17 protein-coding genes and 1 tRNA gene are annotated in these 18,951 nt (G+C 54.3%); all 18 read right to left on the bottom strand.

What is annotated here, in order from left to right; all coding sequences use genetic code 11:
- Positions 1 to 390: 390 nt before the first annotated feature.
- Complete coding sequence (locus E7746_RS11545) at positions 391 to 717, bottom strand: nucleoside triphosphate pyrophosphohydrolase family protein (protein WP_136410895.1); 327 nt, start codon at positions 715 to 717, stop codon at positions 391 to 393.
- A gap of 2 nt (positions 718 to 719) precedes the next feature.
- On the bottom strand, positions 720 to 3,053 hold the full coding sequence (locus E7746_RS11540; protein WP_136410894.1) for a glycoside hydrolase family 3 C-terminal domain-containing protein: 2,334 nt from the start codon (positions 3,051 to 3,053) through the stop codon (positions 720 to 722).
- A gap of 136 nt (positions 3,054 to 3,189) precedes the next feature.
- Positions 3,190 to 3,263 (bottom strand) — tRNA-Asp (locus E7746_RS11535).
- A gap of 98 nt (positions 3,264 to 3,361) precedes the next feature.
- Positions 3,362 to 4,600, bottom strand: coding sequence for an aminotransferase class V-fold PLP-dependent enzyme (locus tag E7746_RS11530; protein WP_238337179.1), 1,239 nt, complete (start codon positions 4,598 to 4,600; stop codon positions 3,362 to 3,364).
- Positions 4,569 to 5,954 carry a Fe-S cluster assembly protein SufD gene (gene sufD, locus E7746_RS11525; protein ID WP_136410893.1) on the bottom strand — a complete coding sequence of 462 codons (1,386 nt, stop codon included), beginning with the start codon at positions 5,952 to 5,954 and terminating at the stop codon, positions 4,569 to 4,571. The genes E7746_RS11530 and sufD overlap by 32 nt, the downstream gene beginning before the upstream one ends.
- A 3-nt stretch (positions 5,955 to 5,957) precedes the next feature.
- On the bottom strand, positions 5,958 to 6,731 hold the full coding sequence (sufC, locus tag E7746_RS11520) for a Fe-S cluster assembly ATPase SufC (protein WP_136410892.1): 774 nt from the start codon (positions 6,729 to 6,731) through the stop codon (positions 5,958 to 5,960).
- 32 nt (positions 6,732 to 6,763) lie between these two features.
- On the bottom strand, positions 6,764 to 8,236 hold the full coding sequence (sufB, locus tag E7746_RS11515; protein ID WP_123395508.1) for a Fe-S cluster assembly protein SufB: 1,473 nt from the start codon (positions 8,234 to 8,236) through the stop codon (positions 6,764 to 6,766).
- 57 nt (positions 8,237 to 8,293) lie between these two features.
- Positions 8,294 to 8,812, bottom strand: coding sequence for a CvpA family protein (locus tag E7746_RS11510; protein ID WP_136410891.1), 519 nt, complete (start codon positions 8,810 to 8,812; stop codon positions 8,294 to 8,296).
- Between the two features lie 94 nt (positions 8,813 to 8,906).
- Complete coding sequence (locus E7746_RS11505) at positions 8,907 to 9,641, bottom strand: biotin--[acetyl-CoA-carboxylase] ligase (protein WP_136410890.1); 735 nt, start codon at positions 9,639 to 9,641, stop codon at positions 8,907 to 8,909.
- A complete protein-coding gene (locus E7746_RS11500; protein WP_136410889.1) occupies positions 9,638 to 9,865 on the bottom strand; it encodes an immunity 17 family protein in 228 nt (75 codons plus the stop codon). The genes E7746_RS11505 and E7746_RS11500 overlap by 4 nt, the downstream gene beginning before the upstream one ends.
- 4 nt (positions 9,866 to 9,869) lie before the next feature.
- Positions 9,870 to 10,307: a tRNA (adenosine(37)-N6)-threonylcarbamoyltransferase complex ATPase subunit type 1 TsaE gene (gene tsaE, locus E7746_RS11495; protein ID WP_136410888.1), complete on the bottom strand. Its 438-nt coding sequence runs from the start codon at positions 10,305 to 10,307 to the stop codon at positions 9,870 to 9,872.
- Between the two features lie 11 nt (positions 10,308 to 10,318).
- Complete coding sequence (porX, locus tag E7746_RS11490; RefSeq protein WP_136410887.1) at positions 10,319 to 11,881, bottom strand: T9SS response regulator signal transducer PorX; 1,563 nt, start codon at positions 11,879 to 11,881, stop codon at positions 10,319 to 10,321.
- Entirely contained in the window at positions 11,871 to 14,663 is a 2,793-nt protein-coding gene (gene porW / locus E7746_RS11485; RefSeq protein WP_136410886.1) for a type IX secretion system periplasmic lipoprotein PorW/SprE, read from the bottom strand. Before porW ends, porX begins: the two co-directional genes overlap by 11 nt.
- Before the next feature lie 14 nt (positions 14,664 to 14,677).
- Complete coding sequence (locus E7746_RS11480; RefSeq protein ID WP_136410885.1) at positions 14,678 to 15,493, bottom strand: metal ABC transporter permease; 816 nt, start codon at positions 15,491 to 15,493, stop codon at positions 14,678 to 14,680.
- Between the two features lie 17 nt (positions 15,494 to 15,510).
- The gene (locus E7746_RS11475; RefSeq protein ID WP_136410884.1) at positions 15,511 to 15,939 is read right to left on the bottom strand and encodes a phospholipase; all 429 of its coding nucleotides are present in this window, start codon (positions 15,937 to 15,939) and stop codon (positions 15,511 to 15,513) included.
- Between the two features lie 2 nt (positions 15,940 to 15,941).
- Positions 15,942 to 17,171: a 3-phosphoshikimate 1-carboxyvinyltransferase gene (locus E7746_RS11470; protein ID WP_136410883.1), complete on the bottom strand. Its 1,230-nt coding sequence runs from the start codon at positions 17,169 to 17,171 to the stop codon at positions 15,942 to 15,944.
- A gap of 66 nt (positions 17,172 to 17,237) precedes the next feature.
- Positions 17,238 to 17,972: a glycoside hydrolase family 25 protein gene (locus E7746_RS11465; protein WP_136410882.1), complete on the bottom strand. Its 735-nt coding sequence runs from the start codon at positions 17,970 to 17,972 to the stop codon at positions 17,238 to 17,240.
- A gap of 74 nt (positions 17,973 to 18,046) precedes the next feature.
- Positions 18,047 to 18,907 carry an AraC family transcriptional regulator gene (locus E7746_RS11460; protein WP_136410881.1) on the bottom strand — a complete coding sequence of 287 codons (861 nt, stop codon included), beginning with the start codon at positions 18,905 to 18,907 and terminating at the stop codon, positions 18,047 to 18,049.
- Between the last annotated feature and the right edge of the window lie 44 nt (positions 18,908 to 18,951).

The raw sequence follows: 18,951 nt of genomic DNA, 5'->3' as shown, positions 1-18,951 counted from the left end.
GTAAAATTTTTTGAAAAAAATCATATCAGGCTCGAACTTTTTCGGGCTACCGGTGTTTTATAAGATGATTAGATAGAATCTGCTATTATTTATGATGAATGAACTAAGGTTGCAGATTGATTGCAATCCAACCGCTAAAACATGATATTCAATACGTTGTCCCGGCTCCCGATTCGGGGGTCGGTGATTCAACGTGTATGGACTAAAGCCAAAATTTAAGGGTCTGAGCGGCCTAAAACGACAAAGGAGTTATATTATTTCAAAAGTGAGAAGTTGTTAGGAATCTTCTCGAAAAGTGAAACTAAAGATATCGCACAATCAACATTCACTAATTTTTCCGGGGAAGCCGTAGTTGTGAAACTGCGGCTTTTCATCTTTTTGTGGGGGTGATTAGCGGTTGTCGCCAGTGCCGTGGAGGCGGTGGCGGGCGGCGCGGGAGCGGAGCTTGTCGAGGTTCATGCGGGCGATTTCTTCAAGCGACAGGCCAAGGTCGTCGCTCATGGCGGCGATATACCACAGCACATCGCCTACCTCCTTGGCGATTTCCAGGCGGGTGGCCTCGTCAAAGACTCCGCCATTGTCGCGGATTGTCTTCTTGACCTTATCGGCCACCTCGCCCGATTCGCCGGTCATGCCGAGGGCTGAATATATGATGCCAATCTCCTTGGGATATATGGCTGTCTTCAGCGCCTCGGCCTGATATTCCGACAGTGTCATGACTATTTTACCGTGCTTTTAGAGAAATAGACTTCGCGCAGGGGCTTCTTCACCTTGTCGCCGGTGAGGGTGACTTCATCCTGCAGCCTGATGTCGGTCGACGATGCGCCCACCTTGACCAGGAAGCGGCCGGGAGCGATGTTCCAGCGGCGCGCGCCGTCGTTGCTGTAGTAGCCCATCTGCTCGGGATGCAGCTTCACGGTGACTCTCTTGGTTTCGCCGGGATTGAGCGACACGCGGGCAAATCCCTGCAGCTGAATCGGGCGCAGATTCTGGTCGGCGTCGACAGGCGAAATGTAGAGTTGTGCTATCTCGTCGCCCTTGACCGCGCCGGTGTTCTTGACATCAAACGACACGACAACCGAGTCGGCCGATGTTGCGGCACTCTTGTCGACGGTCAGGTTGGAGTAGTCGAATGTGGTGTAGCTCAATCCGTGGCCGAATTCCCATGCCACGCGCTGATCCTTCTCGGTCGAGCGGTTGTAGCATATAGGCTCGTAGACCTCGGTGTTGGGGTAGCTTACCGACAGCTTGGCCGAGGGCGAGATGTTGCCGTAGAGAATGTCGGCGACAGCGTTGCCTCCCTCCTCGCCGGGATACCATGCCTGAATCACGGCAGCGCAGCGGTCGGCGATGTCGGAAATCACTTGAGCGCGACCGCCGAACACAACGAGCACCACAGGCTTGCCTGTAGCGAGCAGCTCCTTCACAAATTGCTCCTGCTTGCCGGGGAGCCGCAGACCCTGACGGTCGCGGTTTTCGCCGCAAAGCATCACATTCTCACCCACGGCTGCGATGATCACATCGGCGTTGCGAGCCATGCGCAGTGCCTCGGCCTTGTCGGCCTTCTCGCCCGAGTCGACCTTGCGGTGTAGGATTTCATACTCCCATGCGCGTTCGTCGCCGCCCACGGTGTACTTCGTTTCGATATCCTCGGTCCAGTCACAGCCGCGCGAATAGCTGATGTCGACACCCTCGGGCTTGCGTGACTCCATGCCCTCAAGAAGCTTCACGACATGGGGATGATCGAGGTCGTCGGTCACCTTTTTCCAGAAATAGCTCATGGCCGGGAACGAATAGTCGCCGCACATGGCCCACATTGAGTTGGCGTTGGGGCCGGTGACAAGAATGTTTTTCTTATCCTTCAGCGGGAGAATGCCGTTGTTTTCAAGCAGCACGACCGACTGCGACGCGATGTCGTAGGCCGTCTGTCGCTCCTCGGGTGAGTCGAGCGTTATAGTTTCGGTGCTGTAGAGGTAGGGATCCTTGTCAAACATTCCTGCGAGGAACTTATAGCGCAGCACATTCTTCACGGCACGCTCCAGGGTTTCAGGTTTCACGGTGCCGTTGTCGATGGCTTCCTGCAGGTAGGCGTAGTTGGCTCCGTGGGGGAAGTCGACATCGTTTCCGGCGTTGATTGCCGCAGCAGCCTTCTCGGCACGGGATTCAAGTCCGGGAATCTGGTCGATAGCCGTGTAGTCGCTCACCACCATGCCGTCAAATCCGAGGTAGTCGCGCAGAATGTCCTGAAGAATCTCGCTGTTGGCCACGCAGTTGGTGCCCTTGTAGGCATGGTAGCCGGGCATCAGTGCCTTGCTGCCCTCAAGTCGTATCATAGTTTCGTGGGGCAGGAGAATCTCTTCCATCAGCTCCTTCTCATCGGCATCACCGCCTCCGCCGTAGCCGAGGTAGTGCTTGGAGCATGCACCTACGCCCTTTTTGAGGTCGCCCTGCTGCAAACCCCTTACAAAAGCGGTACCCATCACGGCCGAGAGATAGCCGTCCTCGCCGTAGGACTCCTCAATACGGTTGAAACTCGGATTGCGGCACACGTCGACCATGGGCGACAACGAGAGCAGTCCGCCCATCTTGCGCAATGCCGTAGCCGTCTGGCGGGTCTTAAGCTCGGCGAGCTCGGGATTGAACGAGCAAGCCTGTCCTATCTGCTGAGGGTAGATTGTAGCGTCACGTGTGTTTATGCCCGACAGCACCTCTTCGTGAAACAGGGCCGGAATGCCGTTGGGGGTATTGTTGATGAGCCACTCCTGCATTGCCGCAACGCGGTCGCGAAGCACGTTGGCATCGGTGGGCTTCTGGCTTGCATATTGCGAGAAGTGACCTATGCCGTTGGGAATCATCTCGGCGCACTTGGCGCTGTCAAGCACTCCGTTTTCGTCAAAGAGGTCGTCCATATAGCAGCTCTTCAATTGAGCTATGCGCTCCTCCTGCGACATGCGGTCATAGAGTTCATTCACTTGGGTGTCGATGTCGGCGACTTTGTCGTTGCAGCTTGTCAGGGCTACTGTCGCACACATTATTGCAGCTATCTTTTTCATGTGATATTAATTGGTTAACCGCTGCGACATTGCAGCATAATGTGGTGTTGCTATTGCAAAATTACAAGATTTTGTGATAAAAACCATGCCCGAGGGGCAATAAAAAGAGCGGCCGTGATGGTCGCTCTCTCTTATGCGGTGCGTACGGGACTCGAACCCGTGACCCCATGCGTGACAGGCATGTATTCTAACCAACTGAACTAACGCACCGTTTATGTTGGGGCAAAGTTAAGCGATTTATATCGATTATGCAATAGCCTCGGGTTATATTTTAAGATTTTTGACGATTTTTATTGTCAAACCGGCTCTTATTGAAGCATGGCAGCAACGCGCTTCAGTGCCGCAATGAATGTGTCGGCCTCCTCGCGGGTGTTGTAGAGGGCAAACGATGCTCTCACAGTGCCCTCGATGCCGAGTGCGTGCATGAGCGGCTGAGCGCAATGATGGCCCGTGCGCACGGCTATTCCTAACTTGTCGAGCAGCAGGCCGGTGTCGTAGTGATGGGCGTCGCCGATAAGAAACGATATAACCGCACTCTTGCCGGGTGCCGTGCCGAATATTCGCATCCCCGGAATGTCGGCCATGCGTTCGGTGGTGTATTGGAGCAGGTCATGCTCATGGGCGGCGATAGCGTCGATGCCTATACCCTGCATGTAGTCGATGGCGGTGTGCAGTGCCGCTATTCCCACGAAGTCGGGAGTTCCGGCCTCGAACTTGAACGGGAGTTCGGCAAATGTCGTGTGCTCGAATGTCACGTTGGCTATCATCTCGCCCCCGCCCTGATAGGGAGGCATCATCTCAAGCAGACTGCGCTTGCCGTAAAGCACACCCACGCCTGTGGGGCCGTACATCTTGTGGGACGAGAAGACATAGAAGTCGCAGTCAAGGTCACGCACATCTACAGCCATGTGGGCTACGGCCTGCGCTCCGTCTACGAGCACCGGCACGTCGTGGCGATGGGCTTCGGCAATCATCTCCTTCACTGGATTGACGGTGCCGAGCACGTTGCTCACGTGGGTTACGGCCACCATGCGGGTGTGGCTGTTGAAGAGCGAGCGGTAGGCTTCGAGGTCGAGCACGCCGCGCTCGTCCATGGGCACAACGCGCAGCGTCACGCGCTTGTTGCGCGACAGCAATTGCCAGGGCACTATGTTGGCGTGATGTTCCATGACGGTGACAATCACCTCGTCGCCGTCGACAAACGAATCGCCCATCGACGAGGCCACAAGGTTGATGGCCTCGGTGGTGCCTCGCGTGAAGATGATCTCCGATGTCGACTCGGCGTTGAGCATCTGGCGCACACGCTCGCGAGTGGCCTCCTGCATGGCGGTCATCTCCTGCGACATTGTGTGCACGCCTCGGTGCACATTGGCCTTGGTGTGGAAATAGATGTCGCGTATGGTGTCGACCACACACGAGGGAGTCTGCGATGTGGCGGTGTTGTCGAGATATATCAGCGGCTTGCCGTAGATGGTGCGGTCGAGCACCGGGAAGTCACGGCGCAGAGCGGCTACATCAAGCTGGTTCATGAGCTGAGGGTTTTGCATTGTTGGATTCGTGACATGACGCTGCGCAACTGCCGCAGAACGACCGTTGTCCGTGGAAACGCTTGTCGACGAGGTGACGCAGGCGGTCGCGAAGTCCGTCCATGCGCACGGTGTCGATGACATCGGCCATGAACGCCTGCATGAGCATGGTGCGGGCCTCCTTTTCCGAGATGCCGCGCGAGCGCATGTAGAACAGTGCTTCGGCGTCGAGCTGTCCGGTGGTCGCGCCGTGGCTGCACTTCACGTCGTCGCAGTAGATGAGCAGCTGCGGCTTGGTGTGCATGCGCGCCGAGGTCGAAGCCAGCAGGTTCTTGTTGCTCTGATAGGCCTCGATGAATCGTGCTGAGGGATTTACCGTTATCCCGCCCTCGAAAGCTCCGGTCGACTCTTCGTCGAGGACATACTTGAACAGCTGACGGCTGTGACAGCGTTCGGCCAAGTGGTTGACGCTTGAATTGTTGTCGGTGTGCTGGTGCCCGGTGCCTATGGCCATTCCGGCGAGCAGGGTTTCGCTGTGTTCGCCCATGACATCGATGTTGTAGTCGTTGCGCGTCATGCCGCCTGTGAGCGTTATGCCGTTGACGAGCAGCGACGATCCGGCTTCCTGACGGGCGAAGAGCTGTGAGTAACGTGCGGTTCTGGCCGACGACTCCTCCATGTCGTAGAGGTCGAATCGCGCTCCGCGTCCCATCACCACCTCGATTATCTGCGACGAGAGGTAATTGTTGTCGCAATCCTGGGTGTGGTCACACACGAGCAGCTGAGCCTCGCTGTCGTCGTCCATGACGATTAACACGCGGCGCACGGCCATGAGCGATGCGGGGGAGCTGAATATGTTTACGAGCTGGAGCGGCTTGGAAAGCTTCACGCCGCGAGGCACGTAGATGAACACGCCGTCCTGCACGAGCAGGGTGTTGAGCGCAACTCCGGGGCGGTCGAGCGGAGCGAGTGTGCCGTAGTGGCTTGCCACAAGCTCGGGATGCTCGACGGCGGCTTTGCGCAGTGAGTCGAATATCACCCCTTCGGGCAGCTTCGACGCGAGGGCCGATGACGGGTGAAACGAGTCATTCAGCACAAAGGCTATCGCGGTGCTCATGTTGGGGACATCGCAGCGGAACGACGATGCTACATCGACGGGGATGTTGACACGGTTGATGTTGAGCCCGAAGTCGGGGGCAAACATCTCGTCGATGGAGGTCTTCTCAAAGCCCTCATCGCGACGGTCGGGCAGTTCGCGGTCGTCGAGAGCCTCAAGCGCGGCTTGTCGGCGACTGTTCAGCACCTCGGCCGAGTTGCGGTCGATCGCTTCGCGGTTCTGCCTGAAAATATCGGTGTATTGTTTAATGCTGCCCATGGTTTAATCTTGAATGTTTTCGCCTTGCTTAATCCAGTCGTAGCCCTTCTCTTCAAGCTCGAGCGCAAGTTCGGGACCTCCGGTGCGCACGATGCGGCCCTTGTAGAGCACGTGTACGAAGTCGGGCTTTATGTAGTCGAGCAGTCGCTGGTAGTGGGTGATGACGATGGTTGCGTTACGGTCGGTCTTCAGCTTGTTGACGCCGCCGGCCACGATGCGCAGTGCGTCGATGTCAAGACCCGAGTCGGTTTCGTCGAGAATCGACAGGCGCGGCTCGAGCACGGCCATCTGGAATATCTCGTTACGCTTCTTTTCGCCTCCCGAGAATCCTTCGTTGACCGAGCGTGACGCAAGCTTGTTGTCGAGCTCCACGATTGCGCGTTTCTGGCGCATGAGCTTCAGGAAGTCGCTTGCCGACAGCGGGGCCTCGTTGAAGTATTTGCGCTTCTCGTTTACGGCCGCACGCATGAAGTTGACCATCGACACTCCCGGAATCTCCACCGGGTATTGGAACGACAGGAAGAGCCCTTCGTGGCTGCGGTCCTCGGGCGACAGCTCGAGAAGTTCCTTGCCGTGGAAGTCGACGGTGCCTTCGGTTACCGAGTATCCGGGTGCTCCGGCGAGAACCATCGAAAGTGTTGACTTTCCTGAGCCGTTGGGACCCATTATCGCGTGAACTTCGCCCTCACGCACGGTGAGATTTATTCCTTTGAGGATTTCCTTGCCGTCGATCGAGGCGTGCAAGTCGTGGATGTCGAGTAATATTTTGTTGTCCATAGGTGGATGTGTTTTTAGCGTTATTGTTAATGTTAGCCTACCGAGCCTTCGAGAGTAATTTGGAGAAGTTTCTGAGCCTCGACGGCAAATTCCATCGGGAGCTTGTTCATAACCTCCTTGGCATATCCGTTGACGATAAGTCCTATTGCCTCCTCGGTGGGGATGCCTCGCTGGTTGCAGTAGAATATCTGGTCTTCGCTGATTTTTGATGTCGTAGCCTCATGCTCCACTACGGCGGTGTCGTTGAGCACATCGATGTAGGGGAATGTGTGGGCTCCGCAGTGTGAGCTGAGCAGAAGGCTGTCGCACTGCGTGTAGTTGCGGCATCCGTCGGCTTTGGGTGCCACCTTTACCAGTCCGCGGTAGGAGTTCTGGCTGTGGCCGGCCGATATACCCTTGCTGACGATTGTCGAGCGGGTGTTGCGTCCGAGGTGAATCATCTTTGTGCCTGTGTCGGCCTGCTGATAGTTGTTGGTCACGGCAACCGAGTAGAACTCGCCCACCGAACCTTCGCCTGCGAGCACGCATCCGGGATATTTCCATGTTATGGCCGAACCGGTTTCAACCTGTGTCCACGACAGCTTGGAGTAGTCGCCGCGGCATAGTCCGCGCTTGGTTACGAAGTTGTAGACACCTCCGTTGCCCTGCTTGTCGCCGGCATACCAGTTCTGTACGGTCGAGTATTTAACCTCGGCGCGGTCTTCGACTATTATCTCCACGATTGCGGCGTGAAGCTGATTCTCGTCACGCATCGGCGCGGTGCATCCTTCAAGATAGCTTACGTAGGCATCGTCGTCGGCCACAATCAATGTGCGCTCAAATTGTCCGGTGCCCGAAGCGTTGATGCGGAAATAGGTCGATAGTTCCATGGGGCAGCGTACACCTTTGGGAATGTAGACGAATGAGCCGTCGGAGAATACCGCCGAATTAAGTGCGGCAAAGAAGTTGTCGCGGTAGCTTACCACTGTGCCGAGGTAGCGTTTCACAAGGTCGGGATAGTCCTTCACAGCTTCCGAGAATGAGCAGAATATCACTCCCATCTCGGCGAGCTTCTCACGGTGGGTGGTCTTAACCGACACCGAGTCCATAACCGCGTCTACGGCCATTCCCGACAATGCCTTCTGTTCCTCAAGGGGTATGCCGAGCTTGTTGAACGTTTCAAGCAGCTCGGGATCCACTTCATCAAGGCTCTTGGGCCCCTCTTTCTTTTTGGGCGCGGCGTAATAGCTTATGGCCTGATAGTCGATTTCAGGAATGTCGAGATGAGCCCATGTAGGCATCTTCAGCGTCAGCCAGTGACGGTAGGCCTTCAGTCGGAATTCAAGCAACCACTCGGGTTCGCCTTTCTTTTTCGATATAAGACGGATTACATCCTCGTTGAGTCCGCGAGGAATCACATCGGTGTCGATGTCGCTTACAAATCCGTACTTGTATTCGCCGTTGGTGACATCGCCTATTATGTCATCGTGGCCGGCAGCAGTATTGTTTTGGTTATCTTTAGTCATTTTGTTGCAAAAGGGGATATAGAGATTTAACAATCACATAGATGGATTGTTGCCGCGTTAACTTACATTGTCAATGGTGGCCGATACCTGTCCGGCGAGTGCGCTGAGCATCTTAGGCGCAAAATTCATCAGTGCCGGAAACAGTTCTCCGTCCATCAGCGTGGACGAGTGGAATATCGGGCTGTCGGGAGTTATGATGTGCCACAGGTTCAGCACTATGCTCATTATGAGCAGCCACTTGAACACCGAGAATATGCCTCCGAGCAGGTGGTCGAGCCAACCTATCATTATTGCGTGGGTGAGCTTGTGGGCCATCGAGGCTATAAGCGCCACGGTAAAGTAGACAAGGAGGAAAAGCACGATATTTCCCACAATGGAGGCGGCTTGCTGGGAGTGGAATGTCCCGGGGAGAATCCCGGTCATTATCTCGGCCATGTTGTCGCCGAATATGCGGCAGGCGATAAGTCCCAAAACGAACCCGCCCAGGGATGCCAACTGGTTGATAATGCCTTTGATAAGACCGTAAACCAATGCAGCTCCCGCTACTATTAGTATTGTTATGTCGATAACACTCACTTCACTCTATGATTTAGGCAGCAAAATTACTAATAATTAGCGAGAATGCGAAATAAGATGCTCCCACAAATACACAGTCCATCCTCCGCTGTGATCAGAGGATGACGGCGATTTCTTTGAAGGCTTGGATGCGGAGGCGGCCGGAGGTGTCGCGGAGGTGGATGTGACCTATGGGGGCTACATCTTCAATTATGGCCGAGAATATCTCGCCGGTGGCGGTGTCGCGATAGGTGCGGCCCTCTTTGCCCCACAGCGACTCGATATAGGCCCGGTGTAGCGATGCCGGATCGGCGATTCCCTCGTCAAGTCGTGAGAGAATTGAGTCGATTACAAGGTTGAGCACCTCGTCGAGATTATATTCGATGCCGGTGATGTTGCGCATCGACACTGGATTGGGAGCGTCACTGTGAAACTCCTCCTGATTTACGTTGATGCCTATTCCGGCGATGCTTCGCCCTATGCGGTCGCCGGTTATGCTGTTTTCAATTAATATCCCGCATATCTTGCGGTTGTCGACATATATGTCGTTGGACCACTTTATCTTCACGCGGTCGGCAGGGAGGTAATGGCGTAACGCGTCGGCGATGCCGAGCGCTACTGCTTCCGATATGGTGAACTGGCTGTGGGCCGCAATCGATTCAGGTCGCAGCAGCATGGAGAATGTAAGGTTGGCTCCGGGTTGCGACTCCCAGCTGTTGCCTCGTTGCCCTCGTCCCGCCGTCTGCTCACGTGTAGTCACTACTGTGGCATGAGGAATGTCACGCCCTTCGACAGCGAGCCATGAATTGGTCGATGTCACTGAATCGAGATGCAGGATGTTGTGTTTCATTTTGCAGGTAGTGTCATGTAGAGATATGTCGCCATAGTCAATATCGCCAAGCCAAGTACGATGTAGAATATCCTGGCCCATTTACGCGACATGCGTCCGGTGAGCATTCGTGAGTTGACGCTGGTGAAAAACCAATCCCAGCCGGCCATTCCGGCCAGGATTGAAAATAGTCCACACAGCGTGAATATGCCTATCAGCACCAATGTGCCTGTTACGAGCGACATGATGCTACTGTTCGGGTGATGTTACGGTGAGTTCGCGGCTTCCGTCGGGAAGTTCGCGGATGTCTACTCGCACCGTGTCGTCGGGCAGTATGTCGGCGATGCGTTCGGGCCATTCGATGAAGCACAATGCACCCGAGTCGAGATAATCCTCGACGCCTATATCAAAGGCTTCTTCAAGGTTTTCAAGACGATAGAGGTCGAAGTGATATATCAGCTCGGCTGTGGTGTCGGAGCGGTATTCGTTGATTATTGCAAACGAAGGGCTGCTCGTGGGGTCGTCCTCGACACCGAGTGCGCGCGACAGGGCGTTGATGAATGTCGTCTTACCGGCTCCCATCTCTCCGTAGAATGCAAATACGGTGGCATCGTCCATCAGTTCGATGAATTCGTGAGCCGCCTTGTCGAGGTCGGCAATCGAAGGAATCAATATTTTCGTAGTCATGGGTGTTGTTATTATTTTTTGTCGTTTGATTTCGGGGTAAGTGTCACAATCGGCACGAGCATCTCTTCAAGCGATATGCCTCCGTGCTGGAATGTGTTGTCGTAGTACTGCACGTAGTGGTTGTAGTTGTTGGGGTAGGCGAAGAAGTCGCGTCCCGATGCGAATATGTAGGTCGATGAAACGTTGGGTGACGGAAGTCCGTAACGCTCGGGATGTTTTATTTCATATACCTGACGCGGATTGTAGTCGAGATTCTTTCCCACCTTGTAACGCAGGTTGGTGTTGGTGTTTCGGTCACCCACCACTTTGACCGCATTGTTCACCTTTATTGAACCGTGGTCGGTGGTGATGACTATGCGGTGGCCTCGGGCACCTGCCTTGCGCAGCAGGTCGAGCACAGGAGAGTGACGCAGCCACGACTCGGTCAGCGACCGGTAGGCGGCATCGCTTGATGCAAGTTCGCGCATCATCCGTGAGTCGGTGCGTGCGTGCGACATTATGTCGATGAAGTTGCACACTACTACATTCAGTCGGTTGGCCTCAAGATTGGCGAAATCCTTTACAAGCCGTTCGGCGGCAACCGAGTCGTTGATTTTGTGATAGGAAAATCGCACATCGCGGCGAAATCGCTGAAGCTGTGTGGCAATGAGCGGCGCTTCGTTAATGTTTTTGCTCTCGGCGGCATCCTCGTCCATCCACAGGTCGGGAAACAGTGACGCTATGTCGCGAGGCATCAGTCCCGAGAAGAGTGCGTTACGTGCATATTGCGTTGCCGTGGGCAGGATTGAAGTGTAGAGCGACTCTTCAAACGAGAACATGTCGCCCAACAGCGGCTTTATCGCACGCCATTGGTCGAGGCGCAGATTGTCGATGACGAGCATCATCACCTTCTCGCCTGAATCGAGGTGCGGAAGTATGTGATGCTTGAAAACATCGTTGCTCATCAGCGGACGATCTTTTCCCTCCATCCATGAGCCGTAGTTCTTGTGCAGAAACTTGCTGAAGGCGGCATTGGCTTCATCCTTCTGCATCAGAAGCAGGGAGTTCATGTCGGTGTCGGCCGATGACAGTTCCATCTCCCAGTACACTATGCGGTCGTAGAGGGCATACCAGTCATTGATTGAACGGCACTCATTAATCATGAGCGACAGCCGTCCAAACTCCTTGCGGTAGTCGCTCGTGGCCTGACGGCTTACAAGCTCGTCGGAGTGCAGTGCTTTTTTTAGCGACAGCAGTATCTGGTTGGGGTTTACCGGCTTTATCAGGTAATCGGCTATCTTGCTTCCTATGGCCTGATTCATGATGTTCTCCTCTTCGCTCTTTGTAATCATGATGACGGGGGTGAGCGGCGATGTCTGCTTTATCATGGCGAGCGTTTCAAGTCCCGACAATCCGGGCATGTGCTCGTCGAGTATTACCAGATCGTAACCGCCTTCGGCAATGAGGTCGAGCGCGTCGCGACCGTTGTTGGCGGTCGTGACATCATATCCTTTTCCGTTAAGGAAGAGGATATGGGGCTTCAGCAAGTCTATTTCATCGTCGGCCCATAATATCTTGTAGCGATTATTGCTCATTGTCGTTTTCTTCATTGTCAGGCACGGGGACGGTGACCGGCTCGTCGGCTGCACGCTCGTTGACATATTTGAAATAGTCGTCAATCGACCGTCCGTCACGCAGCAAAGTGTTGAAGTCGTCGACACTGATCATGACCGGCGTCACTTTGGACGGCATTATGAACGAGGTGTCGTCGTCAAGTACTTTGCGATAGTGTACAAGTTCGTCAAAGTTAGCAAATCCTTTTACAATCAGCAACCCGATGTTGCCGAAATTTAGACATTCAAGGTCAAAATCCTTTATGACAAAGGAGCTGAAGTTGTGTCGTGCCACATTGTAAAGCAGTTGGTTGGCTTCTACTTCGTCGACAGGGTATGCGAGTATAAACAGTTGCGGTGTGTCGGGATTAAGCTCAAATTCAGCGGGCGTGTCGGCCGACCCGGCGATTGAGTCGACGGTGAGTGCCTGTCGCCACACAATGCCGCGTGGATTCTCCGCTCCGCTGAGTATGTGACGGCCCTGATTGAGCCCGGCAAGATAGGCCGAGGCTACAGGCGTCACATCGGCATCGGGATAGCTGTCGACAATTTCTTTCAACGTGTTCTTGAATCGGTCGGCGTCATTTTCCGTGACATAGCTTAACGCGTCGATAAACATAAATTTGGGCATCAGGTCGCTTAGCGGGTAGTCACGTTTCATCGTGCGCAATGCTTCATGCACTTCCTCATTTCGATTCCCGATATAGGCCGAGTAGGCCTTGTCGTAAAGTTCTTCTTCGTGGCGGGCCATGTCACGCATCCGTTCAAGTCCGTCGGGGTTACGTAACGCTGTGGCATAACGTGACTCGGGGAAGCGGTCGAGCAACAGTGAGCGATAACGCTCGGCTTGCGTCATGTCGCCGTTTCGACGATACATCATGTACATATTATAATATACATCGATGCAGTAGGGTGTGTCGGGATAGCGTGACAACAGGCGTTCCCAGTAACGGGCAGCCGAAGGGTAGTCATGCAGATCGTCCTTCAGAATCAGCGCAGCGTTGTAGAGCCCGTCCTGAATTATGTAGTTGGCCCTGCGCCGGGCTTCGGCTGTCAGCGGCAACTGCTTCATGTAGTACTCCACATCGTAGGGATTTTCCGATGTCACGTTTCGCTCGTCATCGCTTTGCGTTACATCGTCATCGTTGTAGTCGGTTTCGTCGGTTGAGGTCACGCCTAATGTCGACGAACTCTTGTCGCGTCGTCGCCAGTCATCCTCAAGTCGGCGAGCTCCCCAACGGCGTTGAAATTCGGTGCGTCCCGCGTTACGTATTGCGTTATTGTAGAAGTACCACGAGTCATCGTTGTTAAGTGAGAATGATGTCGGTGCAGCCGCTCCGTCGGTTGACGATGCAGTGGCGTCACCATTTTGTTGATTGGCGAAATACTCCTCTCGGCGAGCCTTTTCGGCCTGCTCCTTGTCACGCTTTTTGAGCTGTGATATATATGCCTTGATTATAGCTGTGCGTTCCTCCTCGGGTTTGTCGGCGAGATTGAGTGTGGAGTCGTTGTGATTTATGTTGTTGATGTAGACGGCGAGTCGGTCAAGGATGTCGCTTCGTCGGCTTATTGAGTCATATCCAGGATATGCAGTCGGTAGCAGTGCCACCGCTTCGGCGTAGCATGGTTGTGCCTTGACATACTCCTTGCGCTTGAAATATATGTCACCGAGCGACAGCAGGGTGAGGCCTTTGTCGGTATTCCCCTCGGGTTGTGATTCCTGCGAAAGCATGTAGTTGGTTACGGCCTGCGCTGTGTCGCCTCGCGACTTGTAGAGATTGCCGATGGCGTAATATAGAAGGCCCCGATAGTCGCTGTTGCTGTCAAAGCGTGTCATGCGCTTCAGTGCCTTTACTTCGCGCGTTATGTCATCGGAGGTATACACCTCGCTTTGTCGCACACGGGCGTTGATGCGTGCTCGGTTGGTTGTTGCCGATGAGGTCGATTTCCCGAATGCGTTATATGCGGCCGATCTATCCCCGGCTCGTGAATATAGTTGCCCGAGCAGATAGTACAGGCGGGGTTTCTGCCATCGCGATGCCTTGCTGACAGCCTTCTCGATGTAAGGAATGGCTTTCTCCGTATTGCCTGATGCGAGGAAGCGGGTCGCACAGGCTATGTCATATAACTCTTCAAGTTGCCGTGACTTGAGGTCATCGGCCGTGATGCCCTGCAGCAGGCTTTCGGCCTCAAATTCCCAGCCGAGCACACTGTAACAGCGGGCTTGCCACAGCTTGGCTTCGGTCACAGTTTCGGGCAGCCATGAAAAGTGACGCGCAATGTAACGGAATGTCGCGGCCGCTCCGGTGAAGTCGCCCGATGCATATTGGCTGCGTCCGAGCATCATCCACGCATTGTGAAGAAAAGGGTTGTACTCCTCGCGTTTCAGCCACTCACGGTAGGCCGGGTCGTTAGAGCGTCCCGGTTTTCGCGCCGGGCGTCGCTTTATCGAGCGTAGCTCTATTGCTTTCTGTGCTTTTTCGATTGAACGGGTGAAGTCGCCCGACGGTTGGGGTGACATGGGGTCGCGCCGTGCATCGGCCGGATGCAGGGGCAGCAGGCGTGAATAGTCGTCGGCATAGTCACGCTCCATTGCCTCCAGTGTCGACTTATAGTGCTCGTCGCCGTTGTAATATACGTTATAGCGCGTTATGAATGCCTGATAGTTGCGGCTTGCCGCAGTGTTTTTTCGGGTTGAGCATCCCGATAACAGCATTGTTGCTGTCACGGCTATGACGAGTATGTAAAGGCGGCTGCGGGTCATCGGCTGGAGAGAGGTCAGCGTATGGGGCGTTTAAGCGAAATGTCTTTACCGATTCGTGCCACAAAATAGAGAGCAACCTGCAGTAGCACGATGATTGCCGAGCATGGAACATCGATGATTGTAGCCACCAACAGTCCTCCGAGGCTGCTGACGATGGAGATTACTATCGCCGCGAGCATTATGCTTATGAAGCGTCGTGACCACGTTTCGGCTATAAGCACCGGCACTGTCACCATCGAGAGCAACAGCATAATGCCTACAAGCCTTATTGTGAGAACGATACACACGGCCACAAGCACCGTCATGGCGTAATTGATGAAACGCACCGGCAGGCCCGACACCTGAGCGAAGTCGCTGTCGAAAGCACAGGCGATTATGGTGCGGCGGAAGAGTGCGAAGAATGTCACGAGCACCACCGTGTAGGCTGCGAAAGCCCATAGGTCGGATGTACCTATCGTGAGGATGTTGCCAAACAGGAATCCGTTAAGTTCGGGGACATATCCCGGAGTGAGAAAGACAAACAGGATACCCAATGCCATGCCGAGCGACCATATAACGGCAATTGCCGAGTCCTCGCGTATTCTGTAGCGTGACGCAATCCACTCGACACCCATCGACGATGTGACGGCAAATACCGCAGCCATAAACACGGGGCTTATGCCGAGGTAATATCCCAATCCGAGTCCGCCGAAGCAGGCGTGGGTTATGCCGCCGGTTATCGACACCATGCGTCGCGTGATGATGTAGGTGCCTATCATGGCGGCTGCGACCGAGATGATGAGTATGCCTATGACTGCGTTTCTGAAGAAGGCGTATTGTAGATAGTCCATGACGGTAATCGTGGGGATTAGTTGGGATTCACAGCATCGTGACGGGCTTCGGCCACTATCATGAGCAGCTCTTCGCGCACGGCTGGCGGCAGTTCGATGCCGCGCAGCTGGATGCTTCGGCCCCAGCCGGCTATGTCCTGAGGGAGCAACGTGAGAAGCACATCGCGAAACTGCTCGATTTCATCGTCGGTGTAGGACTCGGGGTCGCGTCCCTTGAAAGCGTCGAGCTCCTCGTCATCGTAGTACTCGATTGTTTCGCTCACCGATGCAAGGAGCGAATCGCGCTCGCAGGTGATGTGCATTCCACAGCACTCTTCTTGTTCCTGAGGCTGAGGCTCCGGCTCTTCCTCCTGCTGCGAGGGCTTGCGGCGTGCATATCGGTCATGCAGGTAGAGAGCTATTCCCACAATGGCCAGCGCACCTATTATTATGAGACTTACTTCCATGATTATATATTGTTGAGCAAGGTGTCGGCGTCGACCTCCTTGGTTGTGAAACCGATGCTGCGCAGGTGATCCCAATATTCGGGATAGGACTTGGTCACTACATCGGCGTTACGTATTATTAGTCCGGGAATGTATAGGACCACCGGGGCGAATGCCATAGCCATGCGATGATCCTGATAGGTGTCTATGACAACAGGGCGTGATGTGTCGACAGGACATCTCGCGCCTTCCCATTCGAGGGCGTTGTCGTCGACTATGTCGATGACAAACGACAGCTTGCGCAACTCGTCGCGCAGGGCGGTGAGGCGGTCGGTTTCCTTTATCTTCAATGTCGACAGGCCGGTGATGTGGAAGGGCAGTCCCAGCATCGCGCAGGTCACAACCACTGTCTGAGCAAGGTCGGGCTGCTCGCTCATGTCGAGCGTGATGCGTGGGGTGAGGTCGGGCGACGGCATAAGTTCCATCACATCACCGTCCCACTCCGAGTTGACTCCGAGTCCGGTAAAGAAGTCGGCAACGTGACTGTCGCCCTGCAGGCTGTTGCGTGACAATCCTCTCAACGAGAGGTCGCCCGATGAGAGAGCTTCAATTTCATACCAGTAGGATGCTGCCGACCAGTCGGCCTCTACTTTGAAGTCGACGGGTGTGTAGTGTTGAGGCTCTACCGTTATCACATTGTCGGTAAAGTCGCTGTCGACGCCCCATTCCTTCATAAGTCCGAGCGTCATCTTGATATAGGGTAGCGACACTATGCCATCGGTTAGCGTCAGCTTTAGGCCGTGTTCCATCAGCGGTGCTGTCATGAGCAACGCCGACACATATTGCGAGCTGACCGATGCCGGCAGCGTTATGTCGCCTCCCGTCAGTCGGCATCCGTGGATTTTCAGTGGAGGATAACCTTCCTTGTCCACATACTCGATCGATGCTCCGCACTGACGGAGTGCGTCGACAAGCAGCGCTATGGGACGGTTGCACATTCGCTCCGTACCGGTTATCGTCACGGTGCGTCCGGGTTGCATCGCGAAGTAGGCGGTGAGAAATCTCATGGCGGTACCTGCGGCACCGATGTTGACTTCATCGGATGTCTGCGACAGTGCCGTGAGCATCACGGCGGTGTCGTCACATTCGGCCGTTCGCTCGATTCGGCCACGGTTGCCCGTGAGCGCATTCAGTATAAGCACTCGGTTGCTGATGCTCTTTGATAGCGGAAGGTCGATTATGCCTTCAGGCATCTCTTCGGGGGAAATATGCAGTAGTCCATTTTGCGGGATTATTGATTTCGTTATAGATTGTCGTAGTCAGAATGTTGACGATTTCACCCATTGAAGCCATTGCTCACGGTCGCCGTTGAATGTGTTGAGGTCGACTTCGGTGTCGCAGGCTTCGGTCCATCCCCAGTGGCTGTATTGCCAGAGGGCCCAGTCGTTGTTGTCGTCGCCGAGTGGAGGGTCGGTAAATGAGCATATCCACAAGGGATAGTCGTCAAAACGGTCGCGGACAAATCGCTGGTATCCGTCCTTATTGGTATAAAACAATATTGTGAGGCCGTTGATTTCGAGATAGTCGATCATTGCCTGCAGGCGTGTCACCACTTCATCGGTGTCGAGATGCTTGGGATTGGTCCACTCCTCAAGGTCAATGGCTACGGGCAGGTCGATGGTCTTGCCCTGGAGGCTGTTGATGAGGTTCATCGCCTGCATCTCGCCGTCGGTGTCGAAACGGAAGAAGTGGTAGGCTCCGATGTGGCTTATGCCGGCTTTGCGCGCCTCGGTGTAGTTGCGGTTGAATTTCGGGTCCTTGAATGTGGTGCCTTCGGTGGCTTTCAGCATCACGAAGTCGACCGAATCGGCCTTCAGTCTGTTGAAGTCGATGTCGCCGTTATGTGACGACAGGTCTACTCCGAGAATGGGATACTCGTCGCGTGACACATTGACGGCATGGGCAACTCCGCGTATCTTCACGAGATAGAGCATGATGCCCACCGAGGCTATCAGGGTCAGCGCAATCACCAATATTATAATCTTTGACTTCATCAGGTCACAAAATTACAAATAATAACGCTAAATGCGAAATTCATGTTACCCTTGTGTCAGCTGATATTTTGGGGTCAGTTGTTGAAGCTGTTGCGGTAGTTCTGCGGGGTCATGGATGTGTGCTTGCGAAACAGTCGCGAAAAGTAGGAGTAGTCGTCATATCCGAGCGAATAGGCAATGTCCTTTATCGAGGTGTTTTCGGTGGCGAGCATGAGCTGTGCCTTTATCAGCTTCTTGTCGATGATGAACTGTCCCGGGGTGCATCCGAGTTCCTGCTTGAACAGCTTTATGAAGTGGTCGCGTGACAGGCAAGCCTCGCTTGCGAGTGTTTCGATCGATATAGGCTCGGTGATGTTTTCGTTGAGGTATTCGAGGGCGAGCTTTATGCGCTTGTCCGATGCTTCGTATTTAGGTCGTGCGTGACGCATGAATCGTGACATCAGCTGCAGTATTATCCCCATCGACTCCATGCGGTCAAACAGCGGGCGTTCGCGGTTTAGTCTTACGCATTCGATGAGGGAGTGCTTGTTGTCGTAGATGCGCGGGTCGACATTCTTCAACACCATTGATGTGTTGTGCTCACAGATGCTTTTAAAGAGCTCAAGCTCTATAGGAGTGGCTTCAAGTTCGGTGGGGAAGTCGAAATTCTCTATTATGCTCACTCCCGATGACGAGTCCTCATACACGTGTATGTAATAGTGCTTGAACAGCGATGTACACACATTGGTGTGGAGCGTGAATGCAGGGATGATATAGAGGTGGTGGGGACGCAGTCGCACCCGGCCGTTGGGGAGAATCAGTTCGGCGTTACCTTCGGTCACATAGTAGAGGCGTGTGAACGGGCTGCTCACATCCTTGAAGTTCCAGTCGGCGTTGTGCAGGGCGTGACCCACATTAAGCATCAACAGGTTTGGTCTGACATTTATCGCACTCATAGCATAATACTGTATCTTGACGCAAATTAAATGAATATTTTTCT

Origin of the sequence: Muribaculum gordoncarteri, from assembly GCF_004803695.1 — a bacterium.
In the GTDB taxonomy this organism is placed as follows: Bacteria; Bacteroidota; Bacteroidia; order Bacteroidales; family Muribaculaceae; genus Muribaculum; species Muribaculum gordoncarteri.
This window is presented reverse-complemented; position numbering and strand designations above follow the sequence as displayed.

What these genes read in the sequence shown, in the direction of transcription:
- E7746_RS11545 (WP_136410895.1), bottom strand. Translation starts at nt 717, where the DNA reads ATGACACTGTCGGAATATCAGGCCGAGGCGCTGAAGACAGCCATATAT.
- E7746_RS11540 (WP_136410894.1), bottom strand. Translation starts at nt 3,053, where the DNA reads ATGAAAAAGATAGCTGCAATAATGTGTGCGACAGTAGCCCTGACAAGC.
- E7746_RS11530 (WP_238337179.1), bottom strand. Translation starts at nt 4,600, where the DNA reads ATGCAAAACCCTCAGCTCATGAACCAGCTTGATGTAGCCGCTCTGCGC.
- sufD (WP_136410893.1), bottom strand. Translation starts at nt 5,954, where the DNA reads ATGGGCAGCATTAAACAATACACCGATATTTTCAGGCAGAACCGCGAA.
- sufC (WP_136410892.1), bottom strand. Translation starts at nt 6,731, where the DNA reads ATGGACAACAAAATATTACTCGACATCCACGACTTGCACGCCTCGATC.
- sufB (WP_123395508.1), bottom strand. Translation starts at nt 8,236, where the DNA reads ATGACTAAAGATAACCAAAACAATACTGCTGCCGGCCACGATGACATA.
- E7746_RS11505 (WP_136410890.1), bottom strand. Translation starts at nt 9,641, where the DNA reads ATGAAACACAACATCCTGCATCTCGATTCAGTGACATCGACCAATTCA.
- E7746_RS11500 (WP_136410889.1), bottom strand. Translation starts at nt 9,865, where the DNA reads ATGTCGCTCGTAACAGGCACATTGGTGCTGATAGGCATATTCACGCTG.
- tsaE (WP_136410888.1), bottom strand. Translation starts at nt 10,307, where the DNA reads ATGACTACGAAAATATTGATTCCTTCGATTGCCGACCTCGACAAGGCG.
- porX (WP_136410887.1), bottom strand. Translation starts at nt 11,881, where the DNA reads ATGAGCAATAATCGCTACAAGATATTATGGGCCGACGATGAAATAGAC.
- porW (WP_136410886.1), bottom strand. Translation starts at nt 14,663, where the DNA reads ATGACCCGCAGCCGCCTTTACATACTCGTCATAGCCGTGACAGCAACA.
- E7746_RS11480 (WP_136410885.1), bottom strand. Translation starts at nt 15,493, where the DNA reads ATGGACTATCTACAATACGCCTTCTTCAGAAACGCAGTCATAGGCATA.
- E7746_RS11475 (WP_136410884.1), bottom strand. Translation starts at nt 15,939, where the DNA reads ATGGAAGTAAGTCTCATAATAATAGGTGCGCTGGCCATTGTGGGAATA.
- E7746_RS11470 (WP_136410883.1), bottom strand. Translation starts at nt 17,171, where the DNA reads ATGCCTGAAGGCATAATCGACCTTCCGCTATCAAAGAGCATCAGCAAC.
- E7746_RS11465 (WP_136410882.1), bottom strand. Translation starts at nt 17,972, where the DNA reads ATGAAGTCAAAGATTATAATATTGGTGATTGCGCTGACCCTGATAGCC.
- E7746_RS11460 (WP_136410881.1), bottom strand. Translation starts at nt 18,907, where the DNA reads ATGAGTGCGATAAATGTCAGACCAAACCTGTTGATGCTTAATGTGGGT.